Below are 18,554 nucleotides of genomic sequence, written 5' to 3' on the forward strand. Positions count from 1 at the left end.
TGTCAGGCGTCCTCACCCATGAATTTCGGGAAGAATGCTGCGTTGATGTCGCGCAATCTGCTGGCTTTTAGTGCAATACCATCCGCAAGCTTCAGTTCCTTGCCGCCGGAATGACCCAGCTTGCGGGCGGGGACATGAGCTTTTTCGGCTGCGGCAAGAAAAGCCTGCGCGCTTTTGGTCGCCACAACATAGCACGCCTGATCTTCACCGAACCAGAAGGCATGCAGTGGAATGTTGGATGGGGGTGCATTCAACACGCATCCAACATCTCCAGCCATGACCATCTCAGCCAGTGTCACAAGAAGACCGCCATCTGCAATATCGTGGCAGGCTGCGACCAACCCGGCTTCAATCTGTCCGCGCACAAAGTCACCGTTCCGGCGCTCTGCAACAAGATCAACATGAGGCGGAGCACCGTCTTCGCGATGGCAAATCTCACGGAGCCACAGGGACTGACCGAGTTCGCCACGGATTTCACCAATCAGAACCAGATCATGGTCTGCAGGCATGGACAGTCCGATGGACCGCGATGCATCCGCAAGAACACCCAGAGCGCCGATCGCCGGTGTCGGGAGAATAGCCTGGGCCAGACCTGACGGTGAACGTGTCTCGTTATACAATGAGACATTGCCACTCACGACCGGGAAATCCAGCGCACGGCATGCCTCACCCATGCCTTTGATGGCTTGAGCAAACTGAGCCATGATTTCCGGGCGTTCCGGATTGCCGAAATTCAGGTTGTCCGTCACGGCCAAAGGCTTCGCACCTGTTGCCGTGATGTTGCGCCATGCCTCGGCAACAGCCTGTGCTGCTCCGGTTTTCGGGGCAGCCTGACAGTAACGTGGGGTGCAGTCCGTCGTCAGGGCGAGGCCCAGACGCGTTCCTTCCACGCGCACAATGGCGGCATCTGCCGCACCTGGGCGACGTGCCGTGTTACCGCCGACCGATGCATCGTACTGGTTCCAGATCCATGCGCGGGACGCCAGATCCGGACAGCCGATCAATGTCAGCAGAGCATGCTCAATCCCTACCGGGTCTGCAGGCGGCTGGATGTGCCGAGGCGCTTCCAGCGGAACAGTCGGGCGATTGTAGATCGGAGCTTCATCGGCCAGCGGTGCCAGCGGAATATCCGCTTCGACCTGGCCGTTGTGCTTGATTGTGATGCGGCCACTATCTGTCAGCTGCCCGACGATCGCGAAATCCAGTTCCCACTTTTCGAAGATGGCCCGGGCCTGCTCGGTGCTTTCAGGCTTGAGAACCATGAGCATACGCTCCTGGCTTTCAGACAGCATCATTTCGTAGGCTGACATGCCGGGTTCGCGCTGCGGAACGGAATCAAGGTCAAGCTCAATTCCGACGCCACCCTTGCCTGCCATTTCAACAGCAGAAGACGTCAGGCCAGCCGCACCCATATCCTGAATGGCCACGATCGCATCGGTGGCCATCAGTTCAAGGCACGCCTCGATCAGCAGCTTCTCGATGAACGGGTCACCCACCTGAACGGTTGGGCGCTTGGAGGCGGCCTCATCGTCGAACTCGGCGGAGGACATGGTAGCGCCATGAATACCGTCTCGACCGGTTTTGGAGCCAACATAAACAACCGGATTTCCAATGCCTGCAGCAGCAGAAAGGAAGATCTTGTCCTGCTTGGCAACACCGACCGTCATTGCGTTGACGAGCGGATTGCCGTCATAGGCCTTGTGGAAGTTGACTTCCCCGCCGACCGTCGGAACGCCGACGCAGTTGCCGTATCCACCTACGCCGCGAACCACACCATCAACAATACGGCGCGTTCCCGGTGTTTTCGGATCACCGAAACGCAGGGCATTCAGGTTGGCGACCGGACGCGCCCCCATGGTGAACACGTCACGCAAGATACCACCTACGCCTGTCGCTGCGCCCTGATAAGGCTCGATGAAAGACGGATGGTTGTGGCTTTCCATCTTGAAGACGGCAGCCAGACCTTCGCCGATATCAACAACACCCGCGTTTTCGCCCGGCCCATGAATGACCCATGGAGCCTTGGTTGGCAGCGTCTTGAGATGGATGCGGGAGGATTTGTAAGAACAGTGCTCGGACCACATGACCGAGAAAATGCCAAGCTCCGTAAAGCTGGGCGTGCGGCCCATGATGCTCAGGAGCTTGTCATATTCCGCAGGTGTCAGGCCGAAAGACTGGGCCAGTTTGGCGTCGATTGTAACACTCATCCGACGAGAGCCTCCACCAAGCCTTTGAAGAGCGGCACGCCATCAGTCGCGCCGATTTCCGGGTCAGTCAGGTTTTCAGGGTGCGGCATCAGGCCACACACACGGCCATTTTCGCTCAGGATACCAGCGATCGAGCGCGCGCTGCCGTTAGGATTGGAGTGGCGATTGCCTTCTGAGACCTGTCCATCAGCGGCACAATAGCGGAATGCAACCCGGCCCTCTCCTTCGAGACGCTCAAGCGTTTCAGGTGAGGCCGTGTAGTTGCCATCGCCATGCGCAAGCGGTGCACGGAAAATGTCGCCGCTCTTCCATCCTTGCGTGAATGCCGACGTGGCATTTTCAACTTTCAGGTGGCAGTCCTGCGACAGAAAGCGCAGGCCAGCGTTGCGAAGCAGTGCGCCTGGTAGAAGATGCGTTTCCGTCAGGATCTGAAAACCGTTACAGACACCGAGAACATGGCCACCCTTCTCAGCGAAAGCTTTGACTTCGCGCATGATCGGAGAATGAGCAGCCATGGCACCACTGCGCAGATAATCCCCGAAGCTGAAGCCCCCTGGCAGAACCACGAGATCCAGATCACCAAGGGATGTGTCCCGGTGCCAGATCATCTTCGGGGTCTGGCCGGAAACCAGCTTCAGGGCGTGCACCATGTCGCGCTCCCGGTTCGTGCCAGGAAATACGACGATACCTGCCTTCATTTCTGAGCCTCCGGAGCCGTATGGCAGGGGTAAGCGTCATGCAGGGCGCGGTAAACGGCCTTGCCGCCCGACTGCGTCAACGCATCATTATGAGCGTGCAGCCAGGAAATCAGCTTGCCGCGGACCTGCGTTGTCGTTTCGCTGACCGGAACACAAAACGCGACAGGCGCGCCAGCGTCATCGGCGTAGCTGTCATATTTCTTGGACCAGACTTCGCTGTCCATGACGCCTGCGAGATACGCGTCACAGAGAGCGGTGGACTTGCTGGCCGAGCACATGTTGCCCAGAGCTTTTCCGGAGACCTTGGAAACGCGCTGTGCATGAGCAGGAGCCGCGGCTACGGTCACGAGACCGACAGCCAGAAGAGCAGCGGAGAAGAGCTTCATGCTGCCACCTCGACGCTAAAGTCTTCAATGACTTCGTTAGCCAGAAGAGCGCGGGCCATGGCCTCACCCTCCGCAAGAGCTGCAGCATTGTCCTGCGCTGCAACGTCCAGTTCGATCACGCGGTTAACGCGGACTTCACCAACACCTTTGAAACCCAGAGACTCAAGAGCGTGGCCGACGGCTTTGCCCTGCGGGTCAAGAACACCATCTTTCAGGGAAACGAAAACGCGGATTTTCATTATACTGCCTCCGGACCCTTGAGGTCTCCATTACTGGCTTCGGGCAGGATCCCGAGACGCCGTGCAACTTCCTGATAAGCTTCTTCGACGCGGCCCATGTCCCTGCGGAACCGGTCCTTGTCCATTTTCTCGCTGGTCTTGCTGTCCCACAGGCGGCAGTTATCGGGAGAGATTTCGTCAGCGACGATAATCCGCATCTCCTCGCCTTCCCAGAGACGGCCGAATTCCAGCTTGAAATCAATAAGGGTGATGCCAACGCCCATGAAGATGCCCATCAGGAAATCATTGGTCCTGAGAGCCAGCGTATTCATGTCGTCCAGGTCCTGTGGTGAGGCCCAGTCGAACGCGGCAATATGTTCTTCAGAGACCATCGGGTCCCCGAGAGTATCGTTCTTGTAGTAATATTCGATGATCGTGCGCGGCAGACGGGTCCCTTCAGGGATGCCAAGGCGCTTGGCAATCGAGCCCGCCGCAACATTGCGGACCACCACTTCGAGTGGAATGATCTCGACTTCACGGATCAGCTGCTCACGCATGTTGAGACGGCGAATGAAGTGCGTTGGAATGTTGATGTCGTGCAACTTCATCATCAGGTATTCGCTGATGCGGTTGTTCAGGACACCCTTCCCTGTGATCACGCCACTTTTGGCGCCGTTTCCGGCGGTAGCGTCATCCTTGAAATACTGCACGAGCGTTCCGGGCTCGGGCCCTTCGAAAAGAACCTTGGCTTTGCCTTCATAGAGCTGGCGGCGGCGGGCCATGAGCAATCCTTACTGCGTTGCGCCGTCCCGTTTGTCAGGGATGCGGAAACGGCTGGTCCAGCGACGGTTTTTCGGTTCCATAGCATTGCGGAACCGGAACCGCGAGAGTGCGGGAAAACTATTCCCGCCCCCGTTTGTCCAGATTAACCGAAAATGCGGTTAAAGATGCGATCAACCTGGCTGAGATGCTGCGCCGGATCGAAGGCCCGGTCTAGAACTTCCGTACTGACACGGCCGGCAACTTCCGGATCTGCTTCAAGATTCTCGCGGAACGTGCGGAAGTCAGGATGGCCCAGCTTCGTCCATGTCTCCATGGCGTTGCGCTGGACGATCCGGTAGGCATCTTCGCGGGAAATGCCAGCGCGGGCCAGAACCAGCAGCACTTCGCCGGAATGAACAACGCCACCAAGGCTTTCCATGTTGGCGATCATCTGGTCCGGATAGACCATCAGCTTTTCCATCATGCCAGCCAAACGCATCAGAGCGAAATCAAGCCCGATCGTGGCGTCAGGGCAGATGTTCCGCTCCACGGCCGAGTGGCTGATGTCACGTTCGTGCCAGAGGGCAACGTTTTCCAGTGCAGGCGTAACATGGGAGCGAATCAGGCGGGCGAGGCCTGTCAGGTTTTCGGACAGCACCGGATTCCGCTTGTGCGGCATCGCGGAACTACCCTTCTGGCCCTTATGGAAGAACTCTTCCGCTTCGCGCACTTCCGAACGCTGCAAGTGGCGAACTTCAACAGCCAGACGTTCAATGCCGCTGGCAATCACGCCCAGTGTGCAGAAAAATGCTGCGTGGCGGTCACGTGGGATGACCTGCGTGGAGACGCTTTCGGCAACAAGTCCCAGCTTGTCGGCAACGTATTCTTCAACGGCCGGATCAATATGGGCATAAGTGCCGACCGCACCGGAAATGGCACAAACAGCGATTTCTTTGCGGGCCTGAAGCAGACGCTCTTTGTTGCGCGCGAATTCTGCATAGTGGCCAGCCAGCTTCAGGCCGAAGCTGGTTGGTTCCGCATGAATGGCGTGGCTGCGGCCGATCGTCACGGTCAGCTTGTGCTCGCATGCGCGCGTCTTGAGGGCCGCGAGAACGCGCTCCAGATCTTCAAGAAGAAGGTCCGAAGCCTGTGTCAGCTGAACGGACAGGCATGTGTCCAGCACATCCGAAGACGTCATGCCGAGATGAACGAAGCGGCTGTCCGGGCCAACTTTTTCTGCCAGCCATGTCAGGAACGCAATCACGTCATGGCGCGTTTCTGCCTCGATCTCGTCAATCCGGGCCAGATCAGCGTCGGAGAATGCGGCCATTGCAGCATCCCCTTTTTCGCGGATCGTTTTGGCTGATTCGGCAGGGATTGCGCCCTGTTCCGCCATGGCTTCACAGGCCAGGGCTTCAATTTCGAACCAGATACGGTAACGGTTGGCGGGCGACCAGATTGCGGTCATCTGGGGGCGGCTATAACGCGGAACCATGAGAACTCCGGAGGCGAGTGGGGCTTTACGGAGGCTGCTTAGACCAAATACGAGGATATTGCACGGACCCCTTTTGGAAGAATGACAACCTTGCTCCCTGATACTTTCGTTCACGGCCTGTTTGCGCTGGCACAGGTCACCCTCATTGATATCACGCTCGCGGGAGACAACGCCGTTGTCATCGGGATGGCGGTTCGTAGCCTTCAGGGGCGGCAGAGGCGTCTGGCCATTCTGATCGGCACGGCGTTTGCGGCCGTCCTGCGAATTGGGTTGGCACTGGTCGCAGCCCGTCTTCTGGCTGTTGTCGGCCTGACGCTGGCAGGCGGCTGTCTTCTGCTCTGGGTCTGCTGGAAAATGTATCGGGAGCTCCGACACAATGATGCGGATGTCGAGGTTGACGCCCCTTCCCGGCTTGGGCCTGCCATTCTCAAGATTGTCATTGCCGATCTTTCGATGAGTCTGGACAATGTCCTCGCTGTCGCAGGGGCTGCTATTGGTCATCCATGGATTCTCATGGGCGGTCTCGCATTCTCTGTGTTGCTGATGGGCGTTGCCGCGTCGTTCATTGCCGGGCTTTTGGCCCGTTATAGCTGGATCGCATGGTGTGGTCTGCTTGTCGTGCTGGGTGTGGCGATTGAGCTCATCATCCGCGGCGGAGGAGAAATCTGGCATCATGTTGTGCTGCCGAACTGACCGACCACTTCTGCTGGCTGCTGCCCTGTTTCTCGGGGCGGCAGCTCCTTTGCCCCCTACACCCTCGGTTCAGGACCGACTGGCTCAGTGGCTCTCACTTGTTGCGCCTTCAGCCACGGACCGACCTGCGGACGACTACGCTGCCTTTCTTCTGCAGACCCCGGTCTGGCCGCAGCGCGCCAAAATTCTGTGGCGATATCAGAATGCCCTTACGCATACGTCTGATCCTGACGCGTTAAACCGTCTCTGCCCGTCTCTTCCCCTGACCCTCGTCTCGGCTTTCCTGAACTGTCAGGACCATCTCCCCAATGCAGTGAATGAAGCGCGTAGGCTTTGGGTCTCTGGTGCGGGAACCGCTCAGGAAGAAGGTGCTCTTCTGACGCGATATGCCACTGTCTTCAGTGCGGATGATCAGTGGCAGCGTTATGAGCGTCTCGAAGCCAAAGGCCAGTTTTCGGCAGCGGGACGTCAGATCCCTCGCCTGCTGCCCGAACGTCAGGCTCTTGCGCGCGCGAGACTCGCTGAACGATCCGTCTCCCCCGATGCTGACAATTTATTTGATGCTCTATCTCCTACGGAGCGTACAGATCCCATTTTAATCCGTTATCGCCTGCGGGCTCTCCGGCGCGGAGACCGCTTGGATGAGGCTTTGGCGCTCTGGAATGATACGGGTTCGCGCCTGCAAGCCGCGGCTCCTTCTCATGAATGGTCCAGTGAAAGAGCAAGTCTGGCTCGCGCCCTGCTCCTCGCAGGTCGTGTGCAGGACGCTTATGCCCTAGCGCAGGACACAACACTGCCGCTCACCGAAATCGACCGTCAGGAAGCGCAAAATCTCTCGGGCTTTATTGCTCTTCGGCTCTTGAACACTCCCGACCAAGCGGAGGAGTTTTTCAAGCCGCTCCAGCAGGCTTCTTCACTCGCGATGCAGGCTCGAGGCTGGTACTGGACTGCGCGCGCACGCCAGTCCGCAGGGCACTCCAGAGACGCGCAGGACGCATTTGAGCATGCGACACATTTTCCCACGACGTTCCACGGCCAGCTTGCTCAGGCAGTTCTCTCCAAGGAGCAGTCTTTTATTTTAGCCGGGACGACGTCTCAGGAATTTGATAGCGCGCTCCAGCAAAGCTTGCACTCTCTTCCGTCGGTGGCATCAGGAGACTTGCAGCGACAGGATCTCGTCGAGGCTGCCACCGACCTGATGCAGTCAGGAGACCAGGAACACGCTAAAGACTTCCTGCTGCTTCTTCTGATCGCCAATCCGACGCCGCAAGGCCAGAAGGCTGTGGCAGACCTTGGCTCACGTCTTAATGTTCCTGCCGCTGAAGTCTTTGCCGCTCATGCCTTGTCACGAAAAGGCGTTGCCCTCTATCCGCAGGGGTTCCCTAATCCATGGCCGGAAGCATCGACTGTTCCAGATGGTTTGCTTCCAGCTGTTATCAGGCAGGAAAGCGGGTTCGATTCTGCTGCCATCAGTGGGGCTCACGCTATTGGTCTGCTTCAGATTTTACCCGGGGCTGCGACCGATGTGGTGAGGCGCGCCCATCTTGGGGGCATTAATGTTTCTGCAGCTGCACTTTTGGATCCTCAGACCAATCTGACCGTCGGGAATGCTTACGTATCCCAGTTGCTTGCGCGCTTTGATAACGTCATTCCCTATGCCTTGGCTGCTTATAATGCTGGGCCGCATCGGGTGGATCTGTGGCTCAAAGCAAATCCACCCGCCGATCCTTTATCTGAAGATGGTATTCTAGATTGGATCGAACGTCTCCCTTATCGGGAAACTCGAATGTACATCGAAAATATCGAAGCTAACATGATGGTTTATCGAGTGAGTGCTTCCAATGTCGGCAACTGATTTTCGATCACTTTGTGAACAAGTGCTCGCGCATCTGGCGGCAAGAAGCCTTCGCCTTGTGACTGTGGAAAGTTGTACGGGCGGGATGATTTGCGCGGCCCTCACCGATATTGCAGGGTCGTCCAGCGTGATTGAAGGCGGCTTTGTGACCTATTCTAACGCCCTGAAAAGCAGCGCTGCTGGCGTTCCGGTAGACACTCTTGTTCGATACGGTGCAGTCAGTGAAGAGACGGCACGAGCCATGGCAGAAGGCGCACTGTGCCATGCTGCGGATGCGACCGTGGCGGTATCCGTAACAGGAATAGCGGGGCCAGACGGTGGAAGTGCTGATAAGCCTGTGGGAACGGTTTGTTTCGGGTTAGCTGTTTTTCCAGGAAAGGCAATCTCAGAGCGACATATTTTTTCCGGAGACCGCGCCGCTGTCAGAAATGCAACGGTTAGACATGCTCTGGAAATGGTCCTGAAGGTGTAAACAAAAAAAGCCCTTACCGATCTGGTAAGGGCTTTTCCAACGGGTGTACCGACTGAGAACTTATTGACCGTCAGTAGGCGCCGTTGCTGGCATGGTTGACGCTGCCGGCGGTACGGCTGGAACCGGCGGGGCCGTAGGAACAACAGCAGACGTTGGAGCCGTTGCAACAGGAAGTGGAGCTGCTGGTGCCTGTGCCTGGACCGGCGTTTGAGCCTGCTGCAGTGAACGAGCGTTAAGAGCGTCCGTTGCAGAAGCTTCGTCAGACTTTTGAGCGTGGGCGGCAGCCTTCTTGCCATGGTGATGCGCATGGTGTGCGGCCATAGCCGGGGAAGCAGCAGCAATCAAAGCCGAGAAGGCAAATGCGCCGAAGGTAAATTTCTTCATTGCGTAATCCTTTCATGACACCATTCGGTGCTTGAGGCTGAGAACGCCTCATGCGCCAAATGGTTCATGACGTATTACGAATTCTTTCCTGTACTCAGGAAAGTCCAGGCTGCGGGGTGCGGTTCTGCGCAGCCTGTACTCCATAGATATCGCGGGCACGCTTGATGAAGGCTGAGACCATCAGGCGAACGCCTTCATTGAAAACAACTCCCATCGCGTTCTGTAGGAGACGGGAACGGAATTCAAAGTCCACAAAGAAGTCTACCAGACAGCCACGAGGGTCTGGTGTGAATGTCCAGACGTTGTTCAGGTACCGAAAAGGCCCTTTTTCATAGCGAACCCGGATGCGTGACGGGCATTCCAGTGTCACGCGACTGGTAAAGGTTTCACGAAACGGACCGAACCCAATCGTCAGGTCCGCAACCAGTTCATGCTCCGTCTTGGATTTGATAGTCGCTTTGACACACCATGGCAGAAACTGCGGATATTTCTCCACATCTGCGACCAGATCAAAAAGTTGCTCCGGCGTGTAGGCAATCAACCGTTGCTCGGCATGTGTCGGCATCAGGGACTTTCTTTCAGACGGCTGTTTCGCGCGGCCTGCAGCTTCGCGAAGTCACTGTCCGCATGATAGGAGGATCGTGTCAGAGGGCTTGCACTGACCTGGAGAAATCCTTTGGAACGGGCAGCCGCAGCATAGCCGTCAAATTCTTCCGGGGTAACAAACTTTTCGACCGATGCATGCTTTACGCTCGGCTGAAGATACTGGCCCAACGTCAGAAAATCGACGTCAGCAACCCTGAAATCATCCATGACCTGCCATACTTCCATCTTCTCCTCACCAAGGCCAAGCATCAGGCCAGACTTGGTGAAAATGGATGGATCGAGCCTCTTTACACCGTCCAGCAGACGCAATGACTGATAGTATCGCGCACCTGGCCGGATTGTGGGATAGAGACGAGGCACGGTCTCGATATTGTGATTGAAAACGTCAGGCCGTGCCTCCACCACAATCTCAAGTGCGCCTGGTTTCCGAAGAAAATCAGGCGTCAGAATTTCGATTGTCGTACCTGGTGAAGCTGAGCGTATGGCCTGAATGACGTGCGCGAAATGACGAGCGCCTCCATCCGCAAGGTCATCACGATCAACTGATGTGATGACAACATGCTTGAGACCAAGCTTTGCCACGGCTTCTGCAACCCGGCGCGGTTCGTCTGTGTCCAAGGCTTTTGGGAGGCCAGTTGTCACGTTGCAGAAAGAGCAGGCCCGCGTGCAGATTTCGCCCATGATCATCATGGTCGCATGACGCTGGGACCAGCATTCCCCGATATTCGGACAGGCTGCTTCCTCGCAGACCGTAACCAGATTGGCCTCTCGCATCAGCGCCCGTGTCTCGTGGTACACGGGATGGTTGGGCGCCTTTACCCGAATCCAGGACGGTTTACGCTGGATCGGGTTGTCAGGACGATGTGCTTTCTCCGGATGACGGAGAGCGGACATCTCACGGTGATCTATGGTGATGCGCTGGGACATGCTGCTCAGATATGGAGCGGACCGTCGAAGGCCGCCAGAGTCGCTTCATGCATCGTCTCGGAAATTGTCGGATGCGGGAAAACCGTTTCAATCAGTTCTGCTTCCGTCAGTTCACCTGTCCGGGCAATGACATAGCCCTGAATCATTTCCGTGACTTCTGCGCCGATCATGTGAGCACCCAGAAGCTCCCCGGTTGTGGCATCAAACACGGTCTTGACCATGCCTTCCGTTTCACCCATAGCCACGGCTTTCCCGTTGGCAATGAATGGGAAGCGCCCAACACGAACCTTGTGACCAGATGCGACGGCTTTCTCCTCGCTCAGACCAACAGACGCGATCTGAGGACGGGAATAGGTGCAGCCCGGAATGTTCAGAGCATGCAAAGGTTGCGGTGACCGACCGGCAATTTTTTCAACGCAGAGGATGCCCTCGTGGCTTGCCTTATGAGCCAGCCAAGGCGCGCCTGCGACGTCACCGATCGCGTAAATGCCTGGCTCTGCCGTACGGCAGAAGCCATCCGTGACGATATGGGTGCGATCAACCTGAACCTTGGTCCCCTCGAGGCCCAGATCCTCAACGTTTCCAACAATGCCGACAGCGCAGATCACGCGGTCCACAGTCAGATCAACCGTACCAGAGGCGCTTTCAATGGTGGTGGAAACCTCGTTTTCACCCTTTTGAAGTGGGCCCACCTTCGCGCCAGTGATGATTTTCATCCCTTGCTTTTCGAAGGCCTTGCGGGCTGCGGCACTAATTTCCGGATCTTCGGCGATCAGAATACGGTCCGCCACTTCGGCAATCGTTACTTCACTACCCATGTTGCGATAGAAGGACGCAAATTCGATACCAATGGCACCAGAACCGATGACCAGCAGACGCTTCGGCAGTTCGGTCGGGGTCATGGCTTCACGCGCACCCCAGATCAGCTTGCCATCTGTCTCCAGACCCGGAAGCTGACGGCCGCGTGCACCAGTAGCCAGAATGACGTTGGGCGACTTAATGATCGCCACTTCGGCACCATCCTTGGTGATGGAAATCTTGTGTGCTTCGCCTGCCCGGCCAGCCAGTTTGGCACGACCGTCAAAGGTCGTGACCTTGGCCTTCTTGAGCAGATGGGCAATACCCCCGCCCATGCGGCGGGCAATGCCACGGGATCGGGCCACAATCTTGGGTAGATCGAAGGATACGTTCTCGGCCGAGAAGCCGAACGTATTCAGATCATGCAAAAGATGGTGAATTTCGGAGGAACGCAAAAGCGCCTTTGTAGGGATGCAGCCCCAGTTGAGGCAGACACCACCAAAATGCGTGCTCTCCACGATGGCAACGCTCATGCCAAGCTGGCTGGCTCGAAGCGCTGCAACGTATCCGCCAGGACCGCCACCAACAACGATCAGATCGAAAGTATCGGACATGGATCAGACCACCAGAGTGTAAGGGTTCTGTACGATATCGCGCAGGGCATTTAGCCACTGTGCCCCAAGCGCGCCATCAACGGCACGATGATCAACAGAAAGTGTCGCGGTCATGACAGTTGCAATTGCAAGCTGGTCTCCTCGAACCACGGCACGTTTCTCTCCTGACGCAATGGCCAGAATTCCGGCCTGCGGCGGGTTGATGATCGCAGCAAAATCCCGGACGCCAAACATTCCCATATTCGAGATGGAGAACGTGCCACCCTGAAACTCTTCAGGCTTCAGTTTTCCCGCACGCGCACGCTTGGCAAGATCCTTGGCTTCACGGCTGATCTCACGCAGGGACTTCTGGTCCGCATTGCGGATGATCGGCGTGATCAAGCCTTCCGGGATGGAGACAGCCATTGAAATGTCCACATTCTCGAAATGCAGCGTCTCGGAATCCGTGAACTGAACGTTCAGACCCGGTACCTTTTTCAGTGCCAGCCCGACAGCTTTAATCATCATATCATTGACCGAGAGCTTGAAGCTGTTCTCTTCGGCGGTCGCATTTAGTTTGGAGCGAAGTGCGAGCAGAGCATCAAGCTCGATGTCCACTGATACATAGAAATGCGGGACCTGCGTCTTTGATTCCGTCAGGCGTCGCGCAATGACCTTGCGCATCGTGGAGTTCGGAACGCGCGTGATATCGCCCTCAACGGCGATCGGTGCCGCAGGTACAGATTTCGCAGCGGCTGGAGCAGCGTTACCGCCCTTCTCAACGTCCCTTTTCAGAATGCGGCCATTCGGTCCGGTTCCGTTCAGGGTTCCAAGAGCGATGCCGCGCTCTTTAGCCATACGCTTGGCCAGTGGAGAGACAAAAATACGCTCACTGCTCTCCTTTGGGGGGGCGGCTTTGGCGCTTGGCGCAGGTGCACTTGCAGCAGCAACAGGCTCAGCGACCGAAGCGGCGATAGCAGGTGTCTGTCCAGAAGACGCAGCCGGTACGTCTTCGCCTTCCTCAACCAGAATTGCGATGGGCGTATTGACCGCAACGCCCTCCACGCCTTCTTGAACAAGAATGCGGCCGAGTATGCCCTCGTCCACAGCTTCGACTTCCATCGTGGCCTTGTCGGTCTCGATTTCAGCGATCACATCACCGGCTGAAACCTTATCGCCTTCATTCTTGAGCCAGCGAGCCAGTTTACCCTCGGTCATTGTCGGCGACAGGGCCGGCATCAGGATATCAGTTGCCATTGTCGGTCAGTCCCCGAACTGCTTGCGGACTGCTTCCACAACCCATTCGGGTTTCGGAAGTGCCAGTTTTTCAAGATTGGATGCGTAAGGCAGCGGCAGGTCAAGTCCGCAGACGCGGGCTGGCGGGGCATCTAGCCAGTCGAACGCCTGCTCAACAGCGACAGTGCAGATTTCCGCGCCAATACCCGCGACCGGCCAGCCCTCTTCGACGGAAACAATCCGGTTCGTCTTTTTGACGCTCTTGATGATGGTCTCGGTGTCCAGCGGACGTAGCGTACGAAGGTTAATGACTTCCGCCTCAATGCCCTCTTCCGCGAGCTTGGCGGCAGCATCAAGCGCAACACCCACCATGATGGAGAACGCTACTAGCGTCACATCCTTGCCTTCGCGCTCGATCTTGGCTTTCCCGATCGGCAGGATGAAGTCGTCATCCATGGGGCATGGGAATTTCTGGCCGTACAGGATCTCGTTTTCCAACACGACAACCGGGTTCGGGTCGCGGATAGCGGCGCGTAGCAGACCTTTCGCGTCAGCCGCAGACCAGGGAGCCACAACCTTCAGGCCCGGAATGTGGGCATACCAGCTTGCAAAGCACTGGGAGTGCTGTGCGCCAACACGAGCCGCGGCACCATTCGGGCCACGGAAGACGATTGGACAACCCATCTGACCGCCAGACATATAAAGTGTCTTGGCAGCAGAATTAATAATATGATCAATGGCTTGTAGCGAAAAGTTCATAGTCATGAACTCAACGATCGGTTTTAGTCCCGTCAGGGCTGCGCCAACTGCCATGCCGGTGAAACCATGCTCGGTGATGGGCATGTCGATCACACGCTTTTCACCAAATTCGTCCAGCAGGCCCTGACTGATCTTGTAAGCGCCCTGATATTGGGCGACTTCCTCGCCCATCAGGAATACGTCTTCATCACGCCGAAGTTCTGCAGCCATTGCATCGCGAAGAGCTTCACGGACTGTGATGTTTTTCGTCTCGCCCCAGTCCTTTTCCGCATCTGCCTGCTTGATTGCCGGAGCCTCAATAATCGCGGGAGCAGACGGAGTCTCAATTGCGATTGGGGCACCCGCAGTCGGATCAGCAGAACGTGTTACGTTCTCTGCGGCCGTAGCATCCTCACCATCTTCAAGCAGGACGGCAATAGGTGTGTTGACGGCAACGCTTTCGCTGCCCTCAGGAACCAGCACCTTGCCAAACACACCGTCTTCAACAGCTTCGACTTCCATCGTGGCCTTGTCGGTCTCAATTTCGGCAATCACATCGCCAGACTTTACCGCATCGCCAGGCTGACGAAGCCAGCGTGCGATTGTACCTTCGGTCATGGTCGGCGACAGGGCCGGCATCAGAATCAGAGATGCCATGGAAATCAGGCCTCCACCAAAATATCAGTCCAGAGTTCGGACGGGTCCGGCTCCGGACAGGTCTGTGCAAATTCAACAGCGTCCGCCACGACGGCTTTCACTTCGACTTCAATGTCCTTGAAGGTGCTTTCTTCAATGCCATTACGCAGCATCTCGGCCTTCAGGGTTTCAATCGGATCACGTGTCCGACGCATCTCTTCAACTTCGGCACGGTCGCGGTACTTTGCCGGATCGGACATGGAGTGCCCGCGGTAACGGTAGGTTTCCATTTCCAGCAGGAATGGCCCCTTGCCTGCGCGGCAATGCTCCATGGCTTCCTGTGCAGCCTGATGCACGGCGAATACGTCCATGCCGTCAACCTTGCGGCTCGGGATGCCCCAAGGCTCCGCATTGCGAGACAGATCCTTGGACGCAGAAGCGCGCTCGATGGATGTGCCCATGCCGTACCGGTTGTTCTCGATCACATAAATGCAGGGGAGCTTATGCAGAGCGGCGAGATTGAAGCTCTCGTAAACCTGTCCCTGCGCCGATGCGCCTTCACCGAAATAAACGATGGAGACCTCGTCTGTGCCACGATACATGTTGGCGAAAGCCAGACCGGTCCCCAGAGCCACCTGTGCTCCGACGATGCCATGACCGCCATAGAACTCTTTTTCGCGGGAGAACATGTGCATGGAGCCGCCCTTCCCGCGTGAATACCCGCCTGAACGTCCCGTCAGCTCTGCCATTACGCCGCGGGGCGTCATCCCTGCCACCAGCATCTGACCATGATCGCGGTATGACGTGATGGACTTGTCGCCCTGCTTCATGTTCAGGCCGATGCCGACAACAACGGCTTCCTGGCCAATATAAAGATGGCAGAAGCCGCCGATGAGCCCCATTCCGTAGAGCTGCCCGGCTTTTTCCTCAAAACGTCGGACAAGAAGCATGTCCTTGTAGGCTTGCTTCATTGTCTCCGGCGAAAGGGCCGGACCATTGCTCCGGTGGGAAGCGGACGTTGTCTCGCCCATGGCAGGTCTCCTGCAAATGCACAAATCTGGGGAAGCTCTTACCGTCACTCGACCCGGAAGGCCAGAGTGGTCCCAGTTACATCTCCGAAAGGAAAAGCAGGAGGGCGTGAGCTCGCATGAAAATTAGAGTGCTGAGGGCAAGCAGTATTTTGCCCTCAGCATGGAAGTATCAGACAAAGCCTAGAAGACGACGTGCCGCCTTGCCTGGGTCCTCTTCACGGAGAAGACTTTCCCCGACGAGCACGGCGCTTGCGCCGACCTCCCCAACCTTGAGCAGATCATCCTGTGTCTTGATACCACTTTCGGACACGACAAGACGATCAGGTGGAACCATGGGAGCCAGATCCAAAGTGGTCTGAATGTCGGTCTTCAAGGTGCGAAGATTGCGATTGTTGATACCAATCAAGGATGTGTCGAGAGCCAGAGCCCTGTTCAGTTCGTCAGCATCATGCACTTCAACCAGAACGTCCATGTCCAGGCCGCGAGCAATACCGATAAGTTCAGACGCCTGCGTTTCCGTCAGGGCCGCCATGATCAACAGAATGCAATCCGCACCAATCAGGCGGCTCTCATGAACCTGCCACGGATCAAGAATGAAGTCCTTGCGCAGGATTGGAAGGCTGCAGGCCTCGCGAACGGCACGGATATCATCTGTGCTGCCGTGGAAGCATGATCCTTCCGTCAGAACGGACAGGCAGGTCGCACCAGCAGCCTGATACGACAGAGCAATTTCGACCGGATTGAAGTTTGGACGGAGCACGCCAGCAGAGGGAGATGCCTTTTTAATTTCAGCAATCAGGCCCACCTGTCGGTCTGCTGTCAGGTGTTGAAGGGCCTGACCGAAGCCTCTTGTCGGCGCCGTGACTTCACGCGCGCGCAGCGTGATCTCCTTGAGAGACATGATCTGTGAACGCTGTTCTACGTCCACCCGTGTGCGGGCGCAGATGCGAGCAAGAACGTCGCTGCGATCGGTTGTCTCGACGGCGGGATCCTTGATGGGTGGCGTGGTCGTCTCCGGAACTTCCGGGTCAGGAAACTGCTCTACCCCTTCAGGTGCATAGGTCATCGCGGGTCGCTGATGCATGAAGGTCATGATAGTCCTGCGTTTGTTTTTATAAGGGTGGAATTTGTCATGGCCGCTCTGTCCAGAGCTGCGCGCGCGGAGCCATCGTCGATGGCACTTGCTGCCAGAGCTACATTGTTACGAAAAGCCTGTGCGTCAATTGTGCCGTTCTGCACGACGTTGCCTCGGCCTGCCACATGCAGGGCAGCTGCAGCATTCAGAAGTACAGTATCACGATATGGGCCTGGAGCGCCATTGAGGAGTGCGCGCAGTGCGACGGCGTTCTCTTGAGCGTTTCCGCCGCGAACGGCAGAGATTGGCGCTCTGACCATTCCCGCCATCTCTGGCTCGAATGAAAGGGAGAGAACTTTTGCACCTTCAAGGCAGACAATCTGAGCTGGGCCTGCCAGCGTCAGTTCATCGCTGCCGCCCTCATCTGTGGTTCCGTGAAGAGCCCAGACATGCGTACTGCCAAGATTGGCCAAAGTCCGGACGACAGGTTCGCACCACCGGGCATCAAAAACACCGATAAGCTGGCGATGAACCTGTGCAGGATTGCAGAGGGGGCCAAGCAGATTGAAGAGAGTTCTGAAGCCGAGAGCCTTTCGCACGGGAGCCGCATGACGCATCGCGGGGTGATGTAAAGGTGCCGCCAGAAAAGCCAGATTGTTTTCATGTAGCCGACGGGACTGAAGTGTCAGGTCATCGGTGGGTGGAATTCCCAGAACTTCCAGTACATCCGTGGCGCCGGAGCGAGATGAAAGTGCCCGGTTGCCATGTTTGGCCACAGGAACGCCGAGGCCTGCCAGAACGAATGCAACCGCAGTGGAGACATTGAGCGTCCCTAGCCCATCTCCGCCCGTTCCGCAGACATCCAAGGTGTTATCAGGCACGTCAGGCAAGGTCGTCATATACCGTCGGACGGCCTGAACTGCGCCTGTCAGCTCCGCTTCTGTTTCACCGCGAACTTTGAGAGCTGTCAGAAATGCGGCGAGTAAAGGAGCGTCTACAGAGCCGGCCATGATGGCGGAAAATGCAGCATCAGCTTCGTGGGATGCCAGAGATTTGCCATCAGCAACCTTGCGAAGAACGGCTGCAAAATCTGTCTTTCCTGTCATGCCGCTTCAGTAGCTTTGTGCTGAATACCGGCAATGGTCAGAAAATTGGAAAGAAGTTCACGACCCGCAACGGATGCGATGCTTTCAGGGTGAAACTGCACACCGTGAATGTCGTAGTCCCGGTGACGGATGCCCATGATCACGCCATCTTCCGTAGAAGCGTTGACGATCAGTTCGGGAGGAATGGTCGCGGGATCGAGCGTCAGGCTATGATAGCGCACGACGTTTACGGGGTTCGGTAAGCCTGCAAAGACGCCCGTCCCGTCATGATTTACAGGGCTGATCTTTCCGTGCATCGGCACTGGTGCCCGAACGACAGTGGCGCCAAAAACCTGACCGATGGCCTGATGTCCAAGGCATACGCCAAATACGGGAAATTTTCCGGCCGCGGCTCGGATCAACTCGCAGCAGATCCCCGCACCGTCTGGTGCACAAGGACCTGGCGAAATCACAATGGCAGACGGGTTGAGCGCAAGTGCTTCGTCCACGCTCAGCGCGTCATTTCGTCTCACATCACATTCAACACCCAGCGCCCCCAGATGGTGGACGATGTTGAAGGTGAAGCTGTCGTAGTTGTCGATGAGCAGGATCATGGCAACAGGATGGCCTTCACGTTTCGTTACGTCAAATGCAACATT

19 protein-coding genes are annotated in these 18,554 nt (G+C 56.9%); 3 read left to right on the top strand and 16 right to left on the bottom strand.

Going from position 1 to position 18,554, the window contains the following annotated elements:
* Window positions 1-2 precede the first annotated feature (2 nt).
* The 6 genes from purL to purB form a co-directional block, all read right to left on the bottom strand.
* Window positions 3-2,207 (bottom strand): phosphoribosylformylglycinamidine synthase subunit PurL, encoded by a 2,205-nt coding sequence (purL, locus tag ABF979_RS07470; RefSeq protein WP_415558861.1) that lies wholly within the window; start codon window positions 2,205-2,207, stop codon window positions 3-5.
* A complete protein-coding gene (purQ, locus tag ABF979_RS07475) occupies window positions 2,204-2,905 on the bottom strand; it encodes a phosphoribosylformylglycinamidine synthase subunit PurQ (RefSeq protein WP_064272888.1) in 702 nt (233 codons plus the stop codon). The genes purL and purQ overlap by 4 nt, the downstream gene beginning before the upstream one ends.
* Window positions 2,902-3,291, bottom strand: a complete 390-nt coding sequence (locus tag ABF979_RS07480) for a Rap1a/Tai family immunity protein (RefSeq protein ID WP_086633177.1) — start codon at window positions 3,289-3,291, stop codon at window positions 2,902-2,904. Before ABF979_RS07480 ends, purQ begins: the two co-directional genes overlap by 4 nt.
* On the bottom strand, window positions 3,288-3,530 hold the full coding sequence (purS, locus tag ABF979_RS07485) for a phosphoribosylformylglycinamidine synthase subunit PurS (protein WP_046901643.1): 243 nt from the start codon (window positions 3,528-3,530) through the stop codon (window positions 3,288-3,290). The genes ABF979_RS07480 and purS overlap by 4 nt, the downstream gene beginning before the upstream one ends.
* Window positions 3,530-4,291 (bottom strand): phosphoribosylaminoimidazolesuccinocarboxamide synthase, encoded by a 762-nt coding sequence (gene purC / locus ABF979_RS07490; RefSeq protein ID WP_046901644.1) that lies wholly within the window; start codon window positions 4,289-4,291, stop codon window positions 3,530-3,532. Before purC ends, purS begins: the two co-directional genes overlap by 1 nt.
* A 143-nt stretch (window positions 4,292-4,434) precedes the next feature.
* A complete protein-coding gene (purB, locus tag ABF979_RS07495; protein WP_415558864.1) occupies window positions 4,435-5,766 on the bottom strand; it encodes an adenylosuccinate lyase in 1,332 nt (443 codons plus the stop codon).
* 81 nt (window positions 5,767-5,847) lie between these two features.
* Here purB and ABF979_RS07500 point away from each other — a divergent pair, with 81 nt between their 5' ends.
* Genes ABF979_RS07500 through ABF979_RS07510 form a run of 3 tightly spaced genes read left to right on the top strand, consistent with a single transcriptional unit; the run spans window position 5,848 to window position 8,786 of the window.
* On the top strand, window positions 5,848-6,459 hold the full coding sequence (locus ABF979_RS07500; protein WP_415558866.1) for a YjbE family putative metal transport protein: 612 nt from the start codon (window positions 5,848-5,850) through the stop codon (window positions 6,457-6,459).
* Complete coding sequence (locus ABF979_RS07505) at window positions 6,440-8,314, top strand: lytic transglycosylase domain-containing protein (RefSeq protein WP_415558868.1); 1,875 nt, start codon at window positions 6,440-6,442, stop codon at window positions 8,312-8,314. The genes ABF979_RS07500 and ABF979_RS07505 overlap by 20 nt, the downstream gene beginning before the upstream one ends.
* Entirely contained in the window at window positions 8,301-8,786 is a 486-nt protein-coding gene (locus ABF979_RS07510; RefSeq protein WP_415558870.1) for a CinA family protein, read from the top strand. The genes ABF979_RS07505 and ABF979_RS07510 overlap by 14 nt, the downstream gene beginning before the upstream one ends.
* Before the next feature lie 60 nt (window positions 8,787-8,846).
* Here ABF979_RS07510 and ABF979_RS07515 read toward each other — a convergent pair whose 3' ends face one another.
* The 10 genes from ABF979_RS07515 to ABF979_RS07560 form a co-directional block, all read right to left on the bottom strand.
* The gene (locus ABF979_RS07515) at window positions 8,847-9,170 is read right to left on the bottom strand and encodes a hypothetical protein (RefSeq protein ID WP_415558872.1); all 324 of its coding nucleotides are present in this window, start codon (window positions 9,168-9,170) and stop codon (window positions 8,847-8,849) included.
* A 94-nt stretch (window positions 9,171-9,264) separates the two neighbouring features.
* The gene (locus tag ABF979_RS07520) at window positions 9,265-9,735 is read right to left on the bottom strand and encodes a type II toxin-antitoxin system RatA family toxin (protein ID WP_415558873.1); all 471 of its coding nucleotides are present in this window, start codon (window positions 9,733-9,735) and stop codon (window positions 9,265-9,267) included.
* A complete protein-coding gene (lipA, locus tag ABF979_RS07525) occupies window positions 9,735-10,703 on the bottom strand; it encodes a lipoyl synthase (RefSeq protein WP_202207537.1) in 969 nt (322 codons plus the stop codon). Before lipA ends, ABF979_RS07520 begins: the two co-directional genes overlap by 1 nt.
* A 5-nt stretch (window positions 10,704-10,708) precedes the next feature.
* Window positions 10,709-12,115, bottom strand: coding sequence for a dihydrolipoyl dehydrogenase (lpdA, locus tag ABF979_RS07530; RefSeq protein WP_415558876.1), 1,407 nt, complete (start codon window positions 12,113-12,115; stop codon window positions 10,709-10,711).
* A 3-nt stretch (window positions 12,116-12,118) separates the two neighbouring features.
* On the bottom strand, window positions 12,119-13,351 hold the full coding sequence (locus tag ABF979_RS07535) for a pyruvate dehydrogenase complex dihydrolipoamide acetyltransferase (protein WP_415558878.1): 1,233 nt from the start codon (window positions 13,349-13,351) through the stop codon (window positions 12,119-12,121).
* A gap of 6 nt (window positions 13,352-13,357) precedes the next feature.
* Window positions 13,358-14,725 carry a pyruvate dehydrogenase complex E1 component subunit beta gene (locus tag ABF979_RS07540; RefSeq protein WP_415558880.1) on the bottom strand — a complete coding sequence of 456 codons (1,368 nt, stop codon included), beginning with the start codon at window positions 14,723-14,725 and terminating at the stop codon, window positions 13,358-13,360.
* A gap of 5 nt (window positions 14,726-14,730) precedes the next feature.
* Window positions 14,731-15,735, bottom strand: coding sequence for a pyruvate dehydrogenase (acetyl-transferring) E1 component subunit alpha (pdhA, locus tag ABF979_RS07545; RefSeq protein WP_415558882.1), 1,005 nt, complete (start codon window positions 15,733-15,735; stop codon window positions 14,731-14,733).
* 169 nt (window positions 15,736-15,904) lie between these two features.
* Window positions 15,905-16,828, bottom strand: a complete 924-nt coding sequence (gene trpC / locus ABF979_RS07550) for an indole-3-glycerol phosphate synthase TrpC (protein ID WP_202207542.1) — start codon at window positions 16,826-16,828, stop codon at window positions 15,905-15,907.
* Window positions 16,825-17,916: an anthranilate phosphoribosyltransferase gene (gene trpD, locus ABF979_RS07555; protein ID WP_415558884.1), complete on the bottom strand. Its 1,092-nt coding sequence runs from the start codon at window positions 17,914-17,916 to the stop codon at window positions 16,825-16,827. The genes trpC and trpD overlap by 4 nt, the downstream gene beginning before the upstream one ends.
* Complete coding sequence (locus ABF979_RS07560; RefSeq protein ID WP_203549023.1) at window positions 17,913-18,509, bottom strand: anthranilate synthase component II; 597 nt, start codon at window positions 18,507-18,509, stop codon at window positions 17,913-17,915. The genes trpD and ABF979_RS07560 overlap by 4 nt, the downstream gene beginning before the upstream one ends.
* Window positions 18,510-18,554: the final 45 nt, after the last annotated feature.

The organism is Gluconobacter sp., from assembly GCF_047723935.1.
In the GTDB taxonomy this organism is placed as follows: Bacteria; Pseudomonadota; Alphaproteobacteria; order Acetobacterales; family Acetobacteraceae; genus Gluconobacter.

Bases quoted from the DNA above. Each gene is read 5' to 3' on its own strand.
- ABF979_RS07520 (WP_415558873.1), bottom strand. From the start codon at position 9,735: ATGCCGACACATGCCGAGCAACGGTTGATTGCCTACACGCCGGAGCAA.
- purC (WP_046901644.1), bottom strand. From the start codon at position 4,291: ATGGCCCGCCGCCGCCAGCTCTATGAAGGCAAAGCCAAGGTTCTTTTC.
- ABF979_RS07540 (WP_415558880.1), bottom strand. From the start codon at position 14,725: ATGGCATCTCTGATTCTGATGCCGGCCCTGTCGCCGACCATGACCGAA.
- pdhA (WP_415558882.1), bottom strand. From the start codon at position 15,735: ATGGGCGAGACAACGTCCGCTTCCCACCGGAGCAATGGTCCGGCCCTT.
- ABF979_RS07510 (WP_415558870.1), top strand. From the start codon at position 8,301: ATGTCGGCAACTGATTTTCGATCACTTTGTGAACAAGTGCTCGCGCAT.
- trpC (WP_202207542.1), bottom strand. From the start codon at position 16,828: ATGACCTTCATGCATCAGCGACCCGCGATGACCTATGCACCTGAAGGG.
- ABF979_RS07500 (WP_415558866.1), top strand. From the start codon at position 5,848: ATGACAACCTTGCTCCCTGATACTTTCGTTCACGGCCTGTTTGCGCTG.
- ABF979_RS07535 (WP_415558878.1), bottom strand. From the start codon at position 13,351: ATGGCAACTGATATCCTGATGCCGGCCCTGTCGCCGACAATGACCGAG.
- ABF979_RS07480 (WP_086633177.1), bottom strand. From the start codon at position 3,291: ATGAAGCTCTTCTCCGCTGCTCTTCTGGCTGTCGGTCTCGTGACCGTA.
- purB (WP_415558864.1), bottom strand. From the start codon at position 5,766: ATGGTTCCGCGTTATAGCCGCCCCCAGATGACCGCAATCTGGTCGCCC.
- lipA (WP_202207537.1), bottom strand. From the start codon at position 10,703: ATGTCCCAGCGCATCACCATAGATCACCGTGAGATGTCCGCTCTCCGT.
- purS (WP_046901643.1), bottom strand. From the start codon at position 3,530: ATGAAAATCCGCGTTTTCGTTTCCCTGAAAGATGGTGTTCTTGACCCG.
- purL (WP_415558861.1), bottom strand. From the start codon at position 2,207: ATGAGTGTTACAATCGACGCCAAACTGGCCCAGTCTTTCGGCCTGACA.
- ABF979_RS07560 (WP_203549023.1), bottom strand. From the start codon at position 18,509: ATGATCCTGCTCATCGACAACTACGACAGCTTCACCTTCAACATCGTC.
- ABF979_RS07505 (WP_415558868.1), top strand. From the start codon at position 6,440: ATGTTGTGCTGCCGAACTGACCGACCACTTCTGCTGGCTGCTGCCCTG.
- trpD (WP_415558884.1), bottom strand. From the start codon at position 17,916: ATGACAGGAAAGACAGATTTTGCAGCCGTTCTTCGCAAGGTTGCTGAT.
- purQ (WP_064272888.1), bottom strand. From the start codon at position 2,905: ATGAAGGCAGGTATCGTCGTATTTCCTGGCACGAACCGGGAGCGCGAC.
- ABF979_RS07515 (WP_415558872.1), bottom strand. From the start codon at position 9,170: ATGAAGAAATTTACCTTCGGCGCATTTGCCTTCTCGGCTTTGATTGCT.
- lpdA (WP_415558876.1), bottom strand. From the start codon at position 12,115: ATGTCCGATACTTTCGATCTGATCGTTGTTGGTGGCGGTCCTGGCGGA.